Raw genomic sequence first — 14,972 nt, 5'->3', positions numbered from 1 at the left:
TGGCATACTGCCACTCGGTGCCATTTTCTTCGAGTGTCCTGCCGATGCCCGGTCCGAGGAGGACAGCCCCGAGTGAGCGTGCTGTTACGAATACTGGCTGCCGGTCTTCGCCCCTACGCCCGTGCCGTCGCCGCGATCGCCGTCCTGCAACTGGTCCAGATCACCGCGACGTTGTACCTGCCGACGCTGAACGCCGACGCCATCAACCACGGAGTGCTGGCCGGCGATACGGGGCACGTGCTGCGGGTCGGCGGCGTGATGCTCGGTGTGACGCTGCTGCAGATGACGTGCGCTGCCGTGGCCGTGTACCTGAGCGCACGTACGGCGACGGCGCTGGGGCGGGATCTGCGGGCGCAGGTCTTCGCACGCGTACGGACCTTCTCGGTGCGGGAGGTCGGGCGCTTCGGTGCCGCCTCGCTGATCACCCGGACCACCAACGACGTGCAGCAGATCCAGACCCTGGTGGTGCTGGTGTTCACGCTGGTCATCGCCGCCCCGGTGATGGGCGTGGGCGCGTTGGTGATGGCGGTGGGTCTGGACGCGCCGCTGTCCTTGCTGCTGGTCGTGGTGCTGCCCGTGCTGACCTGCGCCATGGGCGTGATCTTCGGACGCCAGATGCCGCTGTCGGCCTCGTTGCAGCAGCGGGTGGACCGGGTCACCAAGGTGGTCCGCGAGCAGATCACAGGAATCCGGGTCGTACGGGCCTTCGTGCGCGACCGGCACGAGCAGGAGCGGTTCGCCGAGGTCAACCGGGACCTGCTGGACGTGGGCCTGCGGCTGGGGCGGTTGCAGGCGTTAGGGATGCCCACCGCCATGCTGATCATGGAGTTCTCGGGGATCGCGGTGCTGTGGTTCGGCGGGCACCGGGTCGCCGGGGGCGGGATGCAGGCCGGGACGCTGATCGCGTTCCTGCAGTACCTCACGCAGATCCTGCAGGCCGTGATGATGGCGATGATGGCCTTCCTGCTGTCGCCCCGGGCGAGCGTGTGCGCGACGCGCATCCGCGACGTCCTCGACACCGGCAGCAGCCTGACCCTGCCCGCCTCACCGGTCACAGAGCCGCCCGCGCCCGGCCGTATGGAGCTGTGCGACGTCGGCTTCCGCTACCCCGGCGCAGAGGAGCCCGTCCTGCGCGGGGTGTCGCTCACCGCCCGGCCCGGCGAGACCGTCGCTGTCGTCGGCTCGACCGGCAGCGGCAAGACGACGCTGCTGCACCTGCTACCCCGGTTGTTCGACGCGACCGAGGGACAGGTCCTCGTCGGCGGTGCCGACGTACGCGAGCTGGACCGGGCCACCCTCGCATCGACGGTCGGACTGGTGTCGCAGAAGCCGTATCTCTTCTCCGGCACCCTCGCCTCCACCCTGCGCTACGGCCGCCCGCAGGCGACCGACGAAGAGCTCTGGCAGGCGCTTCAGGCCGCGCAGGCACGCGACTTCGTCCAAGCCCTGCCCGAGGGACTCGACGCACCCGTCGCACAGGGCGGCAGCAACCTGTCGGGCGGGCAGCGCCAGCGCCTGGCGATCGCGCGGGTACTACTGGCCCGACCCGACGTGTACCTCTTCGACGACTCCTTCTCCGCGCTGGACGCCGCCACCGACGCCCGCCTGCGCGCCGCGCTTGCCGAGTGGACCACGGGTGCGACGGTCGTCATCGTCGCCCAGCGCGTGTCCACCGTCCGCCATGCCGATCGCATCGTGGTCCTGGACGAGGGTCGCGTGGAGGCGAGCGGTACGCACGGCGAACTGATGGACACCAGCCCGACGTACCGGGAGATCGTCCTCTCCCAGATGACCGCTGAGGAGGCGGCCGTATGACGGCCGAGACCGCAGACACGGAAGACACCAAAGCCACCGAAAACACCGAAGACGCCGCGGGCGCCGCCAAGCCCCAGGACTTCCGCCGGTCTGCCGCACGGCTGCTGCGCGCCCTGGGCCCCGACCGGCACCTGCTGATCCTGTGCCTGGTGTTGAGCGTGGTGAGCGTGGCGCTGACCGTGTCGGTGCCGATGGTCCTGGGGCACGCCACGGACCTGATCGTGCGCGGAGCGGCCGACGGCGGAGTGGACTTCGGACGGGTCGGGCAGGTGTTGGCGCTGGCGGCCGTGCTCGTCGTCGTATCGGCGTCCTGCGCCTTCGCACGTGGGCGGTTGGCCCAGGACATCGGCCAGCGCACCGCCTACCGCCTGCGCGAGCAGGCGTCCGCCAAGCTCGCCACCCTGCCCCTGAACTACCTCGACCGCCGCCCGCGCGGCGACCTCATCTCCCGGCTCACCAACGACGCCGACAACATCGCCCTGACCCTCCAGCAGCTCCTCACCAAGATCGCGGTGTCGCTGCTCAGCGTCGTGGGCGTACTCGGGATGATGCTGTGGCTGTCGCCTGTGCTCACTCTGGTCGCGGTGGCGTCTCTGCCGGTGGCCGCGGTCGTCACCCGGCTGCTGGGTCGCCGCTCGCAGCCTGAGTTCACGAGGCAGTGGCGGGCCACCGGTGAACTCGGCGCGCATGTCGAGGAGATGTTCACCGGGCACGACCAGGTGCTGCTCTTCGGCCGCGGCGAGGACGCCCAGCGCGAATTCGACCGGCGCAACCGCGTCGCCTACGACGCCGGCCGCCGCGCCCAGTTCTTCTCCGGGGTCATCGAGCCCGCCATGGCCTTCCTCGGGCACCTCACCTTCGTGACCGTCGCCGTGCTCGGCGGGCTGCGGGTGGCCTCCGGCGCGATGACGGTCGGCGAGATCCAGGCGTTCATCACCTACACCCTGCAGTTCAACAACCCCATCACCCAGGCCGCCGCCCTGGTCAACATCGTCCAGTCCGGCATCGCGTCGGCGGAACGCCTCTTCGAGCTCGTCGACGCCGAGGAACAGACCCCTGATCCCGCAGTGCTGCGGCCCCTCCAACAGGTCAGCGGCAAGGTGGAGTTCGAGCAGGTGTCCTTCCGCTACGAACCGGCCGAGCCGCTGATCGAGGACCTCACCCTCACCGTCGCCCCGCACCAGACCGTCGCCATCGTCGGCCCCACCGGCGCCGGCAAGACCACCCTGGTCAACCTGCTGATGCGCTTCTACGACCCCACTGCCGGCCGCATCACCCTCGACGGCACCGACATCACCACCCTGCCCCGCGCGGAACTGCGCGCCCACATCGGCATGGTGCTCCAGGACACCTGGCTCTTCGAGGGCACCATCGCCGCCAACATCGCCTACGGCAAGGACGACGCCACGCGCGAGGAGATTGTGACGGCGGCGAAGGCGGCCCGCGCCGACCACTTCATCCGCACCCTGCCCGACGGCTACGACACCCTCCTCGACGAGAACGGCACCAACCTCAGCGCGGGCGAACGCCAACTGCTCACCATCGCCCGTGCCTTCCTCACCAAGCCGTCGATCCTGGTCCTCGACGAGGCCACGTCCTCCGTCGACACCCGCACCGAAGCCCTGGTCCAGCACGCCATGTCCGACCTGCGCACCGGCCGCACCAGCTTCGTCATCGCCCACCGGCTCTCCACCATCCGCGACGCCGACACCATCCTCGTCATGGAGCAGGGTCGCATCGTCGAACAGGGCACGCACGAGGAGCTGTTGGCGGCCGGTGGCGCGTACGCGCGGCTGTATGAAGCCCAGTTCGCGCATGAGGTGACGCAACCCGTCTGACCGGCGTCAAGACGTCGCATCTCCGCGCCGTGGCAGGGCGAGCGCCACGACGGCCACGGCAGCCAGAACGACCGCGATGGTCTGGAAGGCGCGTGCGTATGCGGCCGTGAGTGCTTGGATGCCGGGAGCGTGGGACGCGGCGACGGTGGAAAGGGCGGCGAGCCCGAGCGCGCCGCCGACCTGCTTGGTGGTGTTCATCAGCCCGGAGGCGGCTCCCGCGTGTGCCGGGTCGACGCCGCTGGTGACCGCGGTGGTGACCGGGGTGAGCAGGAGCCCGCTGCCGACGGAGATCACGATCGCGGGGCCGAGGATCCCGTCGACGTATGCGCTGTCGGGGGTGATGCGGCTCTGCCACCAGAACCCGGCAGCGGAGACGACGGCGCTGGTGACGATGAGGGTGCGCGGGCCGGCGTACCGCATCAGTTGCGGCGCGAGGCGGGCCCCGACCGCCATGGTCACGAGGGTGTGCGGGAGGAAGCCGACGGCGGTGCGCAACGGGCTGTAGTGCAGCACCTGTTGCATGTACAGGGACAGGAAGTACCACATGGGGATGAGGCAGGCCCCGGTCAGCAGCAGGATCAGATTGCCCACACCCACGGACCTGGCCCGGAGGAGTCCCAAGGGCACCAAGGGCGCTCGCGCCACCCGCGCCTCCACCCCGACGAACCCCATCAGCAGCAGCAACCCGGCCACTGCCGCGCCCACGGTCACCGCGTCGCCCCAGCCGCGTGACTCCGCCTGTGCCAGACCGTAGGTGAGGACGGCGATGCCGGCGGTTGCGAGCACCGCACCTGGGATGTCGAGGCGCGGCTTGCGTGCCTCGCCCCGCCCGGCCGGCAGAAGGCGCGTGCCCAGCAGTACACCTCCCACCCCGATGGGCACATTGACCAGCAGAATCCACCGCCACGACAGGTACTCGGTCAGCGCCCCGCCGATGAGATTGCCCGCCGCACCGCCCGCGACCCCGACCGCCGTCCAGACTGCCAACGCCCGCGTACGGGCCGGCCCTTCGGGGAACGTCCCGGTCAGCACGGTCAGTGTGGCGGGCGCGAGCAGCGCCGCCCCGGCCCCCTGCACGGCACGCGCCGCGATCAGTGCGCCCGGTGCCCCGGCGAGCCCGCCCGCCAGGCTCGCCGCCGAGAAAAGGGCGAGCCCGAGCAGGAAGGCCCGCCGGTGCCCCAGCACATCGGCGAGGCGACCGCCCAGCAGCAACAGCCCCGCGAATGCCAGCCCGTACGCGTTGACCACCCACGGCAGCTCCGTCGGTGCGAAGCCGAGGGCGGACCCGATCGACGGCAGGGCGACGTTCACCACCGAGACGTCCAGCACCACCATGAACTGCGCGGCACAGGCCAGACCGAGCACCCACCGTGTGCCGGGTAACCCGCCCGCCCCGGCCGCAGAGCCGCCCTTCAGTGCTGTTCCGTATCCCACCTCGTTATGGTACGACGTATCAAAAAGGGCCTCAAGAAGGGGTCGCAAGGGCTTCAGGGCCTCAAGACACGTGAGGGCGACCATGCCGAGAACCGCCGACCATGCCCGACGCAGGAGTCAGATCACCGAGGGGCTGGTCCGCGTGGCCGCCCGCGACGGCGTGCACGCCGTGACGATGCGCGCGGTCGCGGCGGAGGCCGGGGTGTCGCTGCGGCTCGTGCAGTACTACTTCGAGACCAAGGGCCGACTGATGTTCGCCGCGCTCCGGCACCTGGAGCAGCAGAGCCACGAGCGCTGGGCGGCCCGTCTTGCCGCTCTCGCGGACCCGCCTTCGCCGCGCGCCCGAGTCGAGGCCCTGCTGGCCGAAGCCCTGCCCACCGACGAGGCGAGCCGGACCTTCCACATCCTGTGGACCTCGTGCGCGATGCTCGCGATGACGGACCCCGACCTCGCCGCCCAGCCCTTCGCCGAAGGGCCCGACCGCCTGGAGGCCCAGCTCGCCGATCTGCTGCGACAGGCGCAGGCCGAGGGCGGGCTCGACGAGGCAGCGGACCCGGACGTCGAGGCCACGCGCCTGCTCGCCCTGAGCCACGGCCTCGGCACGAGCGTCCTGGTCGGCCGACGCACCCCGGATGCCGCCATGGAGGTGCTGGGCTACCACCTGGACCGGCTGTTCAGTCCCCTCAAGCCTCTCAGTTCTCGCTGAGTCGCAGTGCGTGGCTGAGGTGCCAGCGCCCGCCGTGGGTGAGGCGCACCCCGGGCGTCTGGGAGAAGATCTCGTGCCCCTTGTCATGGTCGCCGGCCTCGGCGGCCTCCTGATGAGCCTGGACGCTCGTCCACTCCGTGTACAGCAGCACGCGGCTGCCGTCGGCGCTGTGCAGGAAGTGAGCCGAGATGGCGCCGGGGTGCCCGCCCTCCTTCGGCTGGGCCGCGATCACCGCGTCGGTGAAGAAGCGCTGCCGTTCGGGTCCGTCGACATCGAAGGCGGCGGTGATCAGGCAGCCGGGGACGCGCGTCTCGTGCTGCTCGGTCAGGCTGCGGTACAGGCGGTAGCGGGGCGGGCCGGCCAACGGGGCAGCGAAGCCGCCACCGCGTAGATACGCGTCGTACACCACGGCACTCTCCCACTGCGCGAGGGACAGCACGGTCTCGCCGTCCGTGCTCGCGAACCAGCTCACGGCTGACAGGCCGCGGGGCGGGGGAGTCTGCTCCAGCGCCTGTGCTTCTGCCTCGACGACGAGCTGCTGCCGGTCGGAGCCGCCGGTGTGGCGCGTGCCGATGACGGCCGTGCCGGTCCGGGCGATCTCCGGGAAAGGGGCGGTGGTCAACGCGGTCTCCCTCGGAGGTCTTGGGCGGTCGGGCCGCGACGATGATGCCGGGGCGGCAGTAGGGGAGGGCAACTGCTTTTACCGAGCCCCAGGGCAGGCACGCATGACGGTGCTGACCCCAGGAGGGGTACGGGCCTGTGCGTCTCGCGCCGGTTGCCCGCGACCAGGTGCGAGTGGGACGGCAGCGCCACCCCGAGGGGGAGTGAGGCGACGCTGCCGAGACGACGACGGCAGCAGCCTTACCGCGGCGGCCCTCGGTTCCACTCACTTGCAAACCTACCCTAACGAGAGGGTAGGTTTGTAGTCCGGCAACGGTGCCGGCATGTGAGGCGAGGCGGTGGGCCGTGGGCGAGAAGCTGATGCAGATCGGCGAGGTGTCCGAGCGCACGGGTCTGTCACTGCGGACGATCCGCCACTACGAGGATGTCGGCATCGTCGCGCCCAGTGAGCGCAGCATGGGCGGCTTCCGCCTCTACACCGAGGCCGAGGTGCGCCGCCTGGCGCTGGTGCGGCGGATGCGGCCGCTGGGCTTCTGCCTCGACGACATCAGCGCCCTGCTCGACGTACTGGAACAACTCCCCGACGACGGCAGGCCGTTGCCGGAGAGCGCCGAGGAAACGCACGAGGAACTGGTGGAACGGTTGCGTACGTACTGGGTGAAGGCCGATGCGCGATGCGAGGACCTACGCCGGCAGCTGGGGCACGCGGAGGACTTCGCCCGCTCCCTGCACGGCCACCTGGCCCGGCTCGTGGACGCTGCCACGGCGACCGACGCGGAGGCGGGGGCGGTTCGATGAGTTCGAGCGCTGACCGGTCGGCCTCGGAGGCGGCCCGTCGGCGGACGTTCGCCGTGATCAGCCACCCGGACGCGGGCAAGTCCACCCTGACCGAGGCCCTCGCCCTGCACGCGCAGGCCATCACCGAGGCGGGGGCGGTGCACGGCAAGGCCGGGCGGCGCGGGGTGGCCTCCGACTGGATGGAGATGGAAAAGGCCCGCGGCATCTCCGTCACCTCCGCGGTGCTGCAGTTCGCCCACCGCGGCTGTGTGCTCAACCTGCTCGACACCCCCGGTCACGCGGACTTCTCCGAGGACACCTACAGGGTTCTGGCGGCGGTGGACTGCGCGGTGATGCTCATCGACGCGGCCAAGGGCCTGGAGGAGCAGACCCGCAAGCTCTTCGACGTCTGCCGGCACCGCGGCATCCCGGTGATCACGTTCGTCAACAAGTGGGACCGGCCCGGCCGTGAGGCCCTGGAGCTGATGGACGAGATCGAGCGCGAGTTCCGGCTCAAGCCCACCCCAGTGACCTGGCCCGTCGGTGACGCCGGGTACCTGCGCGGGCTGATCGACGTACGGCAGCCGGGGCGGATGCTGCGCTACACCCGCACCCCCGGCGGCGCCCACAAGGCGGTCGAGGCGCCGGTGCCCGGGCAGCGGGCCGCGCTGGAGGACGAAGCTGACTGGAGCAAGGCCGTTGAGGAACTGGACCTGCTGCAGGTCGACGGCGCCGTGCACGACCAGGAGGCGTTCCTGACGGGCCGGACCACGCCGGTGTTCTTCGGCGCCGCGATCTCCAACATCGGCGTACGGCTGCTGCTGGACGCGATCGTCGACCTCGCCCCGCCTCCCGGGCCGCGCGAGCTGGAGAGCGGCGGAGCCCGACCGGTGGACGCGCCGTTCTCGGGGCTGGTGTTCAAGGTGCAGGCCAACATGGATCCCGCCCACCGCGACCGGATCGCCTTCATGCGGGTCTGCTCGGGCATCTTCGAGCGCGGCATGACCGTCACCCGCGCCGCCTCCGGCAAACCCTTCGCCACCAAGTACGCACACAGCGTCTTCGGCCAGGACCGCTCCATGGTCGACATCGCCTACCCCGGCGATGTCGTCGGCCTGGTCAACGCCACCGCATTGCGCGTCGGCGACACCCTCTACGCCGAACAGGCCGCGGTCTTCCCGCCGATGCCGACCTTCGCGCCCGAGCACTTCGCCGTGGCCCGCCCGGCCGACCTCTCCCGGTCCAAGCAGTTCCGGCGGGGCATCGCGCAGTTGGACGAGGAGGGCGTGGTCCAGGTCCTGGTCTCCGACCTGCGCGGGGACCAGGCGCCGGTGCTGGCGGCCGTGGGGCCGATGCAGTTCGACGTGGTCAGCGCCCGCATGGCGGGCGAGTTCTCCTCCCCGGTGAAGCTGGAGATGCTGCCCTACCACCTGGCCCGCGCCACCGACACGGCTGGCGCGGAAGCACTCAACCGCTCCCGGATCGTCCAGGGCGAGGCCCTCACCCGCATCCGGGACAAGGCCCAGCTCGCCGTCTTCCCCGACCGCTGGCAGGCGGGTTCCTTCGAGCGGGAGTTCCCTGAGGCGCGGCTGGATCACCTCATTGCCGCACACGCATAGGCGATGGGGCGGCCGACGGCGAGTGCACTGGGGCGAATGGCGGCCCTCCGTGACCATGCGGGGCGCCTGCCTGCCCGCGCACGCCAGACCACGGCGGCCACTTCGCCGACTGGTCACGGCGAAGAGATCGTGACCTGCAAGTCTACTCTCACGTGACGGTAGGCTTCGGGGGGGGCGAGGACCCTGAGGCGAGGAGGGCAGACGGTCATGGCGGGTGTGACAGCGTGTCCGTCGTGCGGAGAGGCCGAGGACCTGCGCGGCGAACCCCTGGACGACGATATCCGGATCACCTGTCTGAGCTGCGGCGCGCAATGGATGCGCGGCGGCGTGCGCTGCGCCGGCTGCGGTGGCCAGGACATCGTCCATCGCCCGCAGGCCATGACCCGGCACTCGCGCGGCACCCAGCTGTCCATCATCGGGTGGCGCGAACTGCCGCTGTGCCGCAGCTGCGACGCCGAGGTGCTGGAGACCTCCATCTCCCAGAACATCCCCGTGCCCAGCGACTACGTCGCCGCTTGCCTCGGCGCCGCCGAGCGCCAAGCGGCGACTGCCACACCGCAGGCGGGCCCGCCGGCTCCCACCCCGCCGGATCCCGCTCCTGCCCCGAAGCCCGCCCCCGCCGCCACGGCCAAACCGGCCACCGCCGCGAAGAGTTCGCCCGCGCCGCGCACCCCGGCGCGTCCGCGGCAGGCCCGGCCGAAAGTCACCCCGTCGCCGTCCATGGTGCCCACCGTCCGGCAGGCCATCGCCGCGTTCATGGGCGAGTCCTCCGGTCAGGCCGACGCCACCGCGATGCTGCTGCTCGGCACCCATCTCGGCTCGCACAACCGGCTGACCGTGCTGGAGGAGGCCGGCGCCGCCGACCGGCTCGCCGAGTGGTGCCTCGGGCACTGGGGTGACGGCGGCGACCGCGCCCAGCGGTGCCTGAGCACGATCTGCCGAGCTGTCGACTTCTGGGGCGCCCGCGGCTGGCTCGCCTCCGACCCGGCCGCCGGGCTGCGCTGAGCCATGCCACGTACGGCGACAGTCACCCGGGGTGGGTCAACTCTACTTCTACGTAAAAGACAGATGCTGTTCATCCTGCCTGGTGCCTGCTTCACATCGCCAAGACTCTCGCGTTAGGTTAGAGATGAACGGTCGGAGCGCCGTCGTTCGTCCCGCCTCGGGCCACAGAGGCGGGGCCGCGGGGCCGTTGTTCCGAGGCGGCTGTCGGCCGCAGCCCGCGAGGCCACCTTCTGTCCTGACATGCAAGTCTCGCGGGCCCGTATACCCCCGGCGCGGCTGCGGGTCGCATTCCCGGCGCCGACGCCGCCCGACCGGTCCGTCCGAGCGTGCAAGGAGCCCGCATGCTGTCCTCGACCTCCTCCCCCGACGCCGGATCCGCCCGGGACGCGCCGGACGTCGAGCGCCTCCTGGCCGCCGCCGTACGCCTCGCCGGCACCCTCCCGACCGCGCGCCCCACGTTGGCCGTCGTACGCGGCTGGCAGCGCGGCGACCGGGAGCGGGCCCGGCTGCTGCGCACACGCCTGGCCGAACAGGGCATCTCCTGCACCGAGTTGAGTCCCGTACCCGAAGCCGGCGAACGCGGCCGTCAAGGCTGCGGCGCCCGACGCCCGGCGGTCGACCTGCTCGTGCACACCGGAGGGCCCCAGCCGGAGCAGGCCATGCGAGCCGCGGCCCTGTGGCGGCTGCCGCTGCTCGTCGAACGCCCGGCGGGATGGTCGGGTGGCGAGCTGAACAGCTTCGGGGCGCACCGCAGCCCCGTCATCGGCATCCAACTCTCCGATGTCGGCTTCGCTGTCGCGGTGCGCGAGACCGTCCTGGTGTCGCTGCAGCCGCATCCGGGCAAGGCCCGCCTGATCCTCGACAACGAGAAGATCACCGCACCCGGCGACCGCCCCCTGCGTATCACCCTGACCGACCAGGGCATGCTGGAGGCGCGCGGCGACTCCTTCGGCATGCGCCGCATCCGCCGCCTGCGCTTCGAACGGGCCTGGGGCGCCTACCGGTTGGACGTGGACGGGGCACCCGCCCGCGATGTGCGCGCCCCGGTGCGCATCGAGGCCCTGCCAGGTCGACTGCACCTGCTGCATCCGTGAGGGGGAACCGGCGCCCCGGGCAAGGTCGGGCGGGTGTCTCACCCGGGGCGTGCGGCCACGGCCTCCGGCTCGCACGGGGGACGACTCCGGGGCCGTGAGGCGGCACGTCACCAGTCTCCACGGTGCCGCCCGTCGTGCAGCATACTCTCACGTCGCGTAAGTGATGGAGGCGGTTCATCGGATATCCGCATCCTGGCAACTCGGGGAATCCTCGCATGTCGCGGGTGGTGATGCGGATGGGCTTGCCGACTGACTCTACCATTGCGTTAGAGTATGGTTGCTCGTCGACTTGGTCGGCCTGCTTCCGAAGGCCGTTCCCGGGCCGCGGCAGAGGTGGCCCTGCCTACTGCCTGGGGACGGCCCCAGAGCCGCCCGTTCGGGCTGCCCCAACCATTCCGCACGCGGTGGACGACCAAGGCGCGCGGCACGGATGACAAAACCAGGGGAGAGCCATGGCCGAAGAGGTCACCCGCATCGAGATCGCCGACCACCTCGCCGGGTTGTTCGCGAACGGCGCGATGAGCAAGCACGATCTGCTCATCGCCAGTGCCGGTGCCCGCCCGGAGGTGCGGGAGGTCCTCGCGGCGCTGCCGGACGACCGCCGCTACACCGAACTGCGCCAGGTCTGGGAGGACTTGCCGCTCGTTCCGGTCGGCGCCTGAAGCGGTGGGAGTCGAATCATGGCGCTGTTCATGCTCCAACTCGCCGTCGGCAAGGACGCCGTGATCGAGGCGGACGCCGCCGGACGCACGGCCGACGGGGAGATCGTGCTGGAGTGCGCCGACCACTGCGGTGCTCCGACACGGCTGAGGACATATCCCGTCGAGGCGGTGACCGCTGTCTTCCGCCGCGCTCCGCTGGACGGCGGTGGCTACGGATGGCTTTCCCGGCCGTCGACCGGGACTTGGTGGTGCTACTGATACGTCGCCTGATACGTCGCCCGCGCACGGCGGATACGACAGACGGCGGGCGACGCCCGCAGCGTGCCGCACGCGACGTGCGCCCGATGGGTGGTGGGCCGGCAGGTCGAAAACCGCTCGACGCGACCGGAGAGGCACCCCTAAGATCCCGGGCGCGGCATCGCGTGTCGGTCAGCGGCCGGGTGAGGCATGGAGGTGCCGCGGAGATGCCCGTGGAGGCATTGCCCCGTGTCAGTTGAGTTCAACCACACCATCGTTCTCTCCCGTGACCGGGAGAAGTCCGCTCACTTCCTCGCCGGAATCCTGGGTCTGGAGGTCGGGGAACCGGCCGGGATGTTCCTGCCGGTGACCACCGCCAACGGCGTCACCCTGGACTTCGCGACCGTCGGCATCGACATCCCCATGCAGCACTACGCGTTCCTCGTCTCCGAGGACGAGTTCGACCAGATCCTCGCCCGGTTGCTGGCCGCTGGGGTCCCGATCCAGGCCGACCCGCACGGCAAGCACCCGCGCCGGATCAACCGCAACGACGGCGGGCGGGGCGTGTACTTCCTGGATCCCGCCGGTCACGGCCTGGAGGTCATCACCCGCCCGTACGGCAGCGATCCGGACTCACCGCTGAACGGCGTCACGGAAGAAGTGCCGGGCGCCTTCGGCGGCTGACCGCCGGAGGACAGGGGAGAGGGGTGCGGTCCGCGACGGACCGTACCCCTCCTCCCGTACCGCCGCCGGAGCGTTCAGGCTCCCGAGCGGGCATCCGTCCGCAGCCGTCGGCGCAGCGTGGCGGCGAAGTCCTCGGCCATCTCCAGACGGGCCCGCAGGGTCTCGCAGCGGGCGTCGGCCACCTTGCGGTAGGAGTCCAGCCGCTCCCGCAGGCGCTCAAGTTCCTCACCGGTGGGCCGCTCGTCGGTGGCCGCGAGCCGGTCGGTGATGTCCAGCAGGTCGCGCATCTCCTCCAGGGAGAAGTCCAGCGGCTTCATCCGGCGGATCACCATCAGGCGCTCGACGTCGGACTCCGTGTACAGGCGGAAGCCGCCCTTACTGCGGGCCGAGGGGATGACGAGGTCGACCTCCTCGTAGTGGCGGATGGTGCGCAGCGACAAACCGGTCCGTTCAGCCACCTCGCCGATCTGCATCTGCCGCTGCCCCTGATCCGTCATCGCCCCATGATCCCCTTCGTTGATTCCTTCGATTTTCGAATCCGTAAAGCACTACAGCTTACGTGAGGTGAATCACAGGACCTTGGTGGGTGTTTACCTGTGTTTCACATGCCGCAAGTCGCACTCTGCCCTCACGTCAGGGTAGAGTCTCTACGTATTCACCACGGCCGTCGAGACTGACGACAAAAGTGAACCGCCATGACGGTGGCCCCGACCGGGCCCCGATGGCATCCGAAGACTTCCGGGCCATGATGCCCGACCGGCAGCCGGACGGCTGCCACACAGACCGGCTGGGCCCCGCTGATGTGGCCGGGCCGCCGAGGGATTCCGCCCTTGCCTGCGCGGAGTCGTGTACGACGTGGACGCGTCCACCCTGTGGTGGAGCTCTGCCCGAACAGAAACGGTTGCATGTCCTCACTGCTGCCCGCAGCGTCGAAGTTCCGCGCCCGCTTTTCAAAAAACACAGTCAAGCCCGAGTGGCTGGACTCCCCGAAGATCTTCCGTACCGAGGTGCTGGCCGGTCTCGTGGTCGCGCTGGCCCTGATCCCCGAGGCGATCTCCTTCTCGATCATCGCCGGGGTCGACCCGGCGGTCGGGCTGTTCGCCTCCTTCACCATGGCGGTCGTCATCTCGGTCGTCGGCGGCCGCAAGGCCATGATCTCCGCCGCGACCGGCGCGGTCGCCCTGGTCATCGCCCCGCTCAACCGCGAACACGGCCTCGGCTACCTCGTCGCGGCCGTCATCCTGGCCGGCGTCTTCCAGGTGATCCTGGGCGCGCTCGGGGTGGCCAAGCTCATGCGGTTCGTGCCGCGCAGCGTGATGGTCGGCTTCGTCAACGCCCTCGCCATCCTCATCTTCATGGCACAGGTGCCGGAGCTGACAGATGTGCCGTGGATGGTCTACCCGATGGTCGCGGGCGGGCTCGCGCTGATGGTGTTCTTCCCGAAGGTCACCACGGTGATCCCGGCCCCGCTGGTCTCGATCATCATCCTGACCGTGATCACGGTGGCGGCCGCGATCGCCGTGCCGACCGTGGGCGACAAGGGCGAGCTGCCCTCCTCCCTGCCGGTGCCGGGCCTGCCGGACGTGCCCTTCACGATGGACACGCTGACGACGATCGCGCCGTACGCCTTCGCCATGGCGCTGGTCGGGCTGATGGAGTCGCTGATGACGGCCAAGCTGGTCGACGACATCACCGACACCCACTCGGGCAAGACCCGCGAGTCCATCGGCCAGGGCATCGCCAACATCGTCACCGGGTTCTTCGGCGGCATGGGCGGCTGCGCCATGATCGGCCAGACCATGATCAACGTACGGGTCTCCGGCGCCCGTACCCGCCTGTCGACGTTCCTGGCCGGCGCCTTCCTGATGGTCCTGTGCATCGCCTTCGGCCCGGTCGTCTCCGACATCCCCATGGCCGCCCTGGTCGCCGTCATGATCATGGTGTCGTTCGCGACCTTCGACTGGCACTCCATCGCCCCCAAGACGCTCAAGCGGATGCCGCTCGGTGAGATGACCGTCATGGTGATCACCGTCGCCTGCGTGGTCGCCACCCACAACCTCGCCATCGGCGTCGTCGTGGGCTGCATCACCGCGATGGTGGTCTTCGCCAAGCGCGTCGCCCATATGGTCAACGTCTCCGGCGTCGTCGACCCCGACGGCAACCAGGTCGTCTACGCGGTCACCGGCGAGCTGTTCTTCGCCTCCTCCAACGACCTCGTCTACCAGTTCAACTACAAGGACGACCCGGACGACGTCGTCATAGACCTCTCCGACGCCCACATCTGGGACGCCTCCTCCGTCGCCGCCCTCGACGCGGTCGAGACCAAGTACAAGCAGCGTGGCAAGAAGGTCACCATCATTGGCCTGAACAAGCCCAGCGCCGACATGCACGAACGCCTCGCCGGCCAGCTCACCGGCAGCCACTGACCGGACCGGCCGCCCTTCCCCGACGCGGACGTAGCGGGGGAGGGCGGTCTTTTC

General features: G+C 70.3%; 14 protein-coding genes. 11 read left to right on the top strand and 3 right to left on the bottom strand.

Annotated elements, in window-relative coordinates:
• Positions 1-78: 78 nt before the first annotated feature.
• Both ADL12_RS32590 and ADL12_RS32585 read left to right on the top strand, forming a co-directional pair.
• On the top strand, positions 79-1,815 hold the full coding sequence (locus ADL12_RS32590; protein WP_062708702.1) for an ABC transporter ATP-binding protein: 1,737 nt from the start codon (positions 79-81) through the stop codon (positions 1,813-1,815).
• Positions 1,812-3,653 carry an ABC transporter ATP-binding protein gene (locus ADL12_RS32585; protein ID WP_079052407.1) on the top strand — a complete coding sequence of 614 codons (1,842 nt, stop codon included), beginning with the start codon at positions 1,812-1,814 and terminating at the stop codon, positions 3,651-3,653. The genes ADL12_RS32590 and ADL12_RS32585 overlap by 4 nt, the downstream gene beginning before the upstream one ends.
• Before the next feature lie 6 nt (positions 3,654-3,659).
• Here ADL12_RS32585 and ADL12_RS32580 read toward each other — a convergent pair whose 3' ends face one another.
• Positions 3,660-5,087: an MFS transporter gene (locus tag ADL12_RS32580; RefSeq protein ID WP_244188134.1), complete on the bottom strand. Its 1,428-nt coding sequence runs from the start codon at positions 5,085-5,087 to the stop codon at positions 3,660-3,662.
• A gap of 82 nt (positions 5,088-5,169) precedes the next feature.
• On the opposite strand from ADL12_RS32580, the gene ADL12_RS32575 reads away from it, so the two are divergent.
• Positions 5,170-5,793, top strand: a complete 624-nt coding sequence (locus ADL12_RS32575) for a TetR/AcrR family transcriptional regulator (protein WP_062708628.1) — start codon at positions 5,170-5,172, stop codon at positions 5,791-5,793.
• Here ADL12_RS32575 and ADL12_RS32570 read toward each other — a convergent pair.
• Positions 5,780-6,415 carry an antibiotic biosynthesis monooxygenase gene (locus tag ADL12_RS32570; protein ID WP_062708626.1) on the bottom strand — a complete coding sequence of 212 codons (636 nt, stop codon included), beginning with the start codon at positions 6,413-6,415 and terminating at the stop codon, positions 5,780-5,782. The two genes, ADL12_RS32575 and ADL12_RS32570, sit on opposite strands and share 14 nt — an antisense overlap.
• Positions 6,416-6,759: 344 nt before the next feature.
• On the opposite strand from ADL12_RS32570, the gene ADL12_RS32565 reads away from it, so the two are divergent.
• The 7 genes from ADL12_RS32565 to ADL12_RS32535 all read left to right on the top strand — a co-directional run bounded on the left by ADL12_RS32565 (position 6,760) and on the right by ADL12_RS32535 (position 12,492).
• Positions 6,760-7,212, top strand: coding sequence for a MerR family transcriptional regulator (locus tag ADL12_RS32565; protein WP_062708623.1), 453 nt, complete (start codon positions 6,760-6,762; stop codon positions 7,210-7,212).
• The gene (locus ADL12_RS32560; protein WP_062708620.1) at positions 7,209-8,810 is read left to right on the top strand and encodes a peptide chain release factor 3; all 1,602 of its coding nucleotides are present in this window, start codon (positions 7,209-7,211) and stop codon (positions 8,808-8,810) included. Before ADL12_RS32565 ends, ADL12_RS32560 begins: the two co-directional genes overlap by 4 nt.
• Positions 8,811-9,017: 207 nt before the next feature.
• Positions 9,018-9,815 (top strand): hypothetical protein, encoded by a 798-nt coding sequence (locus ADL12_RS55710; RefSeq protein WP_063806763.1) that lies wholly within the window; start codon positions 9,018-9,020, stop codon positions 9,813-9,815.
• 341 nt (positions 9,816-10,156) lie between these two features.
• The gene (locus ADL12_RS53225) at positions 10,157-10,909 is read left to right on the top strand and encodes a hypothetical protein (protein WP_062708618.1); all 753 of its coding nucleotides are present in this window, start codon (positions 10,157-10,159) and stop codon (positions 10,907-10,909) included.
• 452 nt (positions 10,910-11,361) lie between these two features.
• Positions 11,362-11,571, top strand: coding sequence for a hypothetical protein (locus ADL12_RS32545; RefSeq protein ID WP_062708615.1), 210 nt, complete (start codon positions 11,362-11,364; stop codon positions 11,569-11,571).
• Between the two features lie 18 nt (positions 11,572-11,589).
• Complete coding sequence (locus ADL12_RS32540; protein ID WP_062708612.1) at positions 11,590-11,829, top strand: hypothetical protein; 240 nt, start codon at positions 11,590-11,592, stop codon at positions 11,827-11,829.
• A gap of 228 nt (positions 11,830-12,057) precedes the next feature.
• Positions 12,058-12,492, top strand: coding sequence for a VOC family protein (locus ADL12_RS32535; protein ID WP_062708609.1), 435 nt, complete (start codon positions 12,058-12,060; stop codon positions 12,490-12,492).
• A gap of 74 nt (positions 12,493-12,566) precedes the next feature.
• On the opposite strand, the gene ADL12_RS32530 is transcribed toward ADL12_RS32535, so the two are convergent.
• Entirely contained in the window at positions 12,567-12,989 is a 423-nt protein-coding gene (locus ADL12_RS32530; RefSeq protein WP_062708606.1) for a MerR family transcriptional regulator, read from the bottom strand.
• A 408-nt stretch (positions 12,990-13,397) separates the two neighbouring features.
• Between ADL12_RS32530 and ADL12_RS32525 the strand changes: the two genes are divergently transcribed.
• Positions 13,398-14,918, top strand: a complete 1,521-nt coding sequence (locus tag ADL12_RS32525) for a SulP family inorganic anion transporter (RefSeq protein WP_062708603.1) — start codon at positions 13,398-13,400, stop codon at positions 14,916-14,918.
• Positions 14,919-14,972: the final 54 nt, after the last annotated feature.

This window comes from Streptomyces regalis (assembly GCF_001509475.1).
Lineage (GTDB): Bacteria > Actinomycetota > Actinomycetes > Streptomycetales > Streptomycetaceae > Streptomyces > Streptomyces regalis.
The sequence above is the reverse complement of the archived record's forward strand: the minus strand, read 5'-3'. Positions and strand labels throughout refer to the sequence as shown.

What these genes read in the sequence shown, in the direction of transcription:
- ADL12_RS32585 (WP_079052407.1), top strand. Translation starts at nt 1,812, where the DNA reads ATGACGGCCGAGACCGCAGACACGGAAGACACCAAAGCCACCGAAAAC.
- ADL12_RS32575 (WP_062708628.1), top strand. Translation starts at nt 5,170, where the DNA reads ATGCCGAGAACCGCCGACCATGCCCGACGCAGGAGTCAGATCACCGAG.
- ADL12_RS32560 (WP_062708620.1), top strand. Translation starts at nt 7,209, where the DNA reads ATGAGTTCGAGCGCTGACCGGTCGGCCTCGGAGGCGGCCCGTCGGCGG.
- ADL12_RS55710 (WP_063806763.1), top strand. Translation starts at nt 9,018, where the DNA reads ATGGCGGGTGTGACAGCGTGTCCGTCGTGCGGAGAGGCCGAGGACCTG.
- ADL12_RS53225 (WP_062708618.1), top strand. Translation starts at nt 10,157, where the DNA reads ATGCTGTCCTCGACCTCCTCCCCCGACGCCGGATCCGCCCGGGACGCG.
- ADL12_RS32545 (WP_062708615.1), top strand. Translation starts at nt 11,362, where the DNA reads ATGGCCGAAGAGGTCACCCGCATCGAGATCGCCGACCACCTCGCCGGG.
- ADL12_RS32540 (WP_062708612.1), top strand. Translation starts at nt 11,590, where the DNA reads ATGGCGCTGTTCATGCTCCAACTCGCCGTCGGCAAGGACGCCGTGATC.
- ADL12_RS32530 (WP_062708606.1), bottom strand. Translation starts at nt 12,989, where the DNA reads ATGACGGATCAGGGGCAGCGGCAGATGCAGATCGGCGAGGTGGCTGAA.
- ADL12_RS32525 (WP_062708603.1), top strand. Translation starts at nt 13,398, where the DNA reads ATGTCCTCACTGCTGCCCGCAGCGTCGAAGTTCCGCGCCCGCTTTTCA.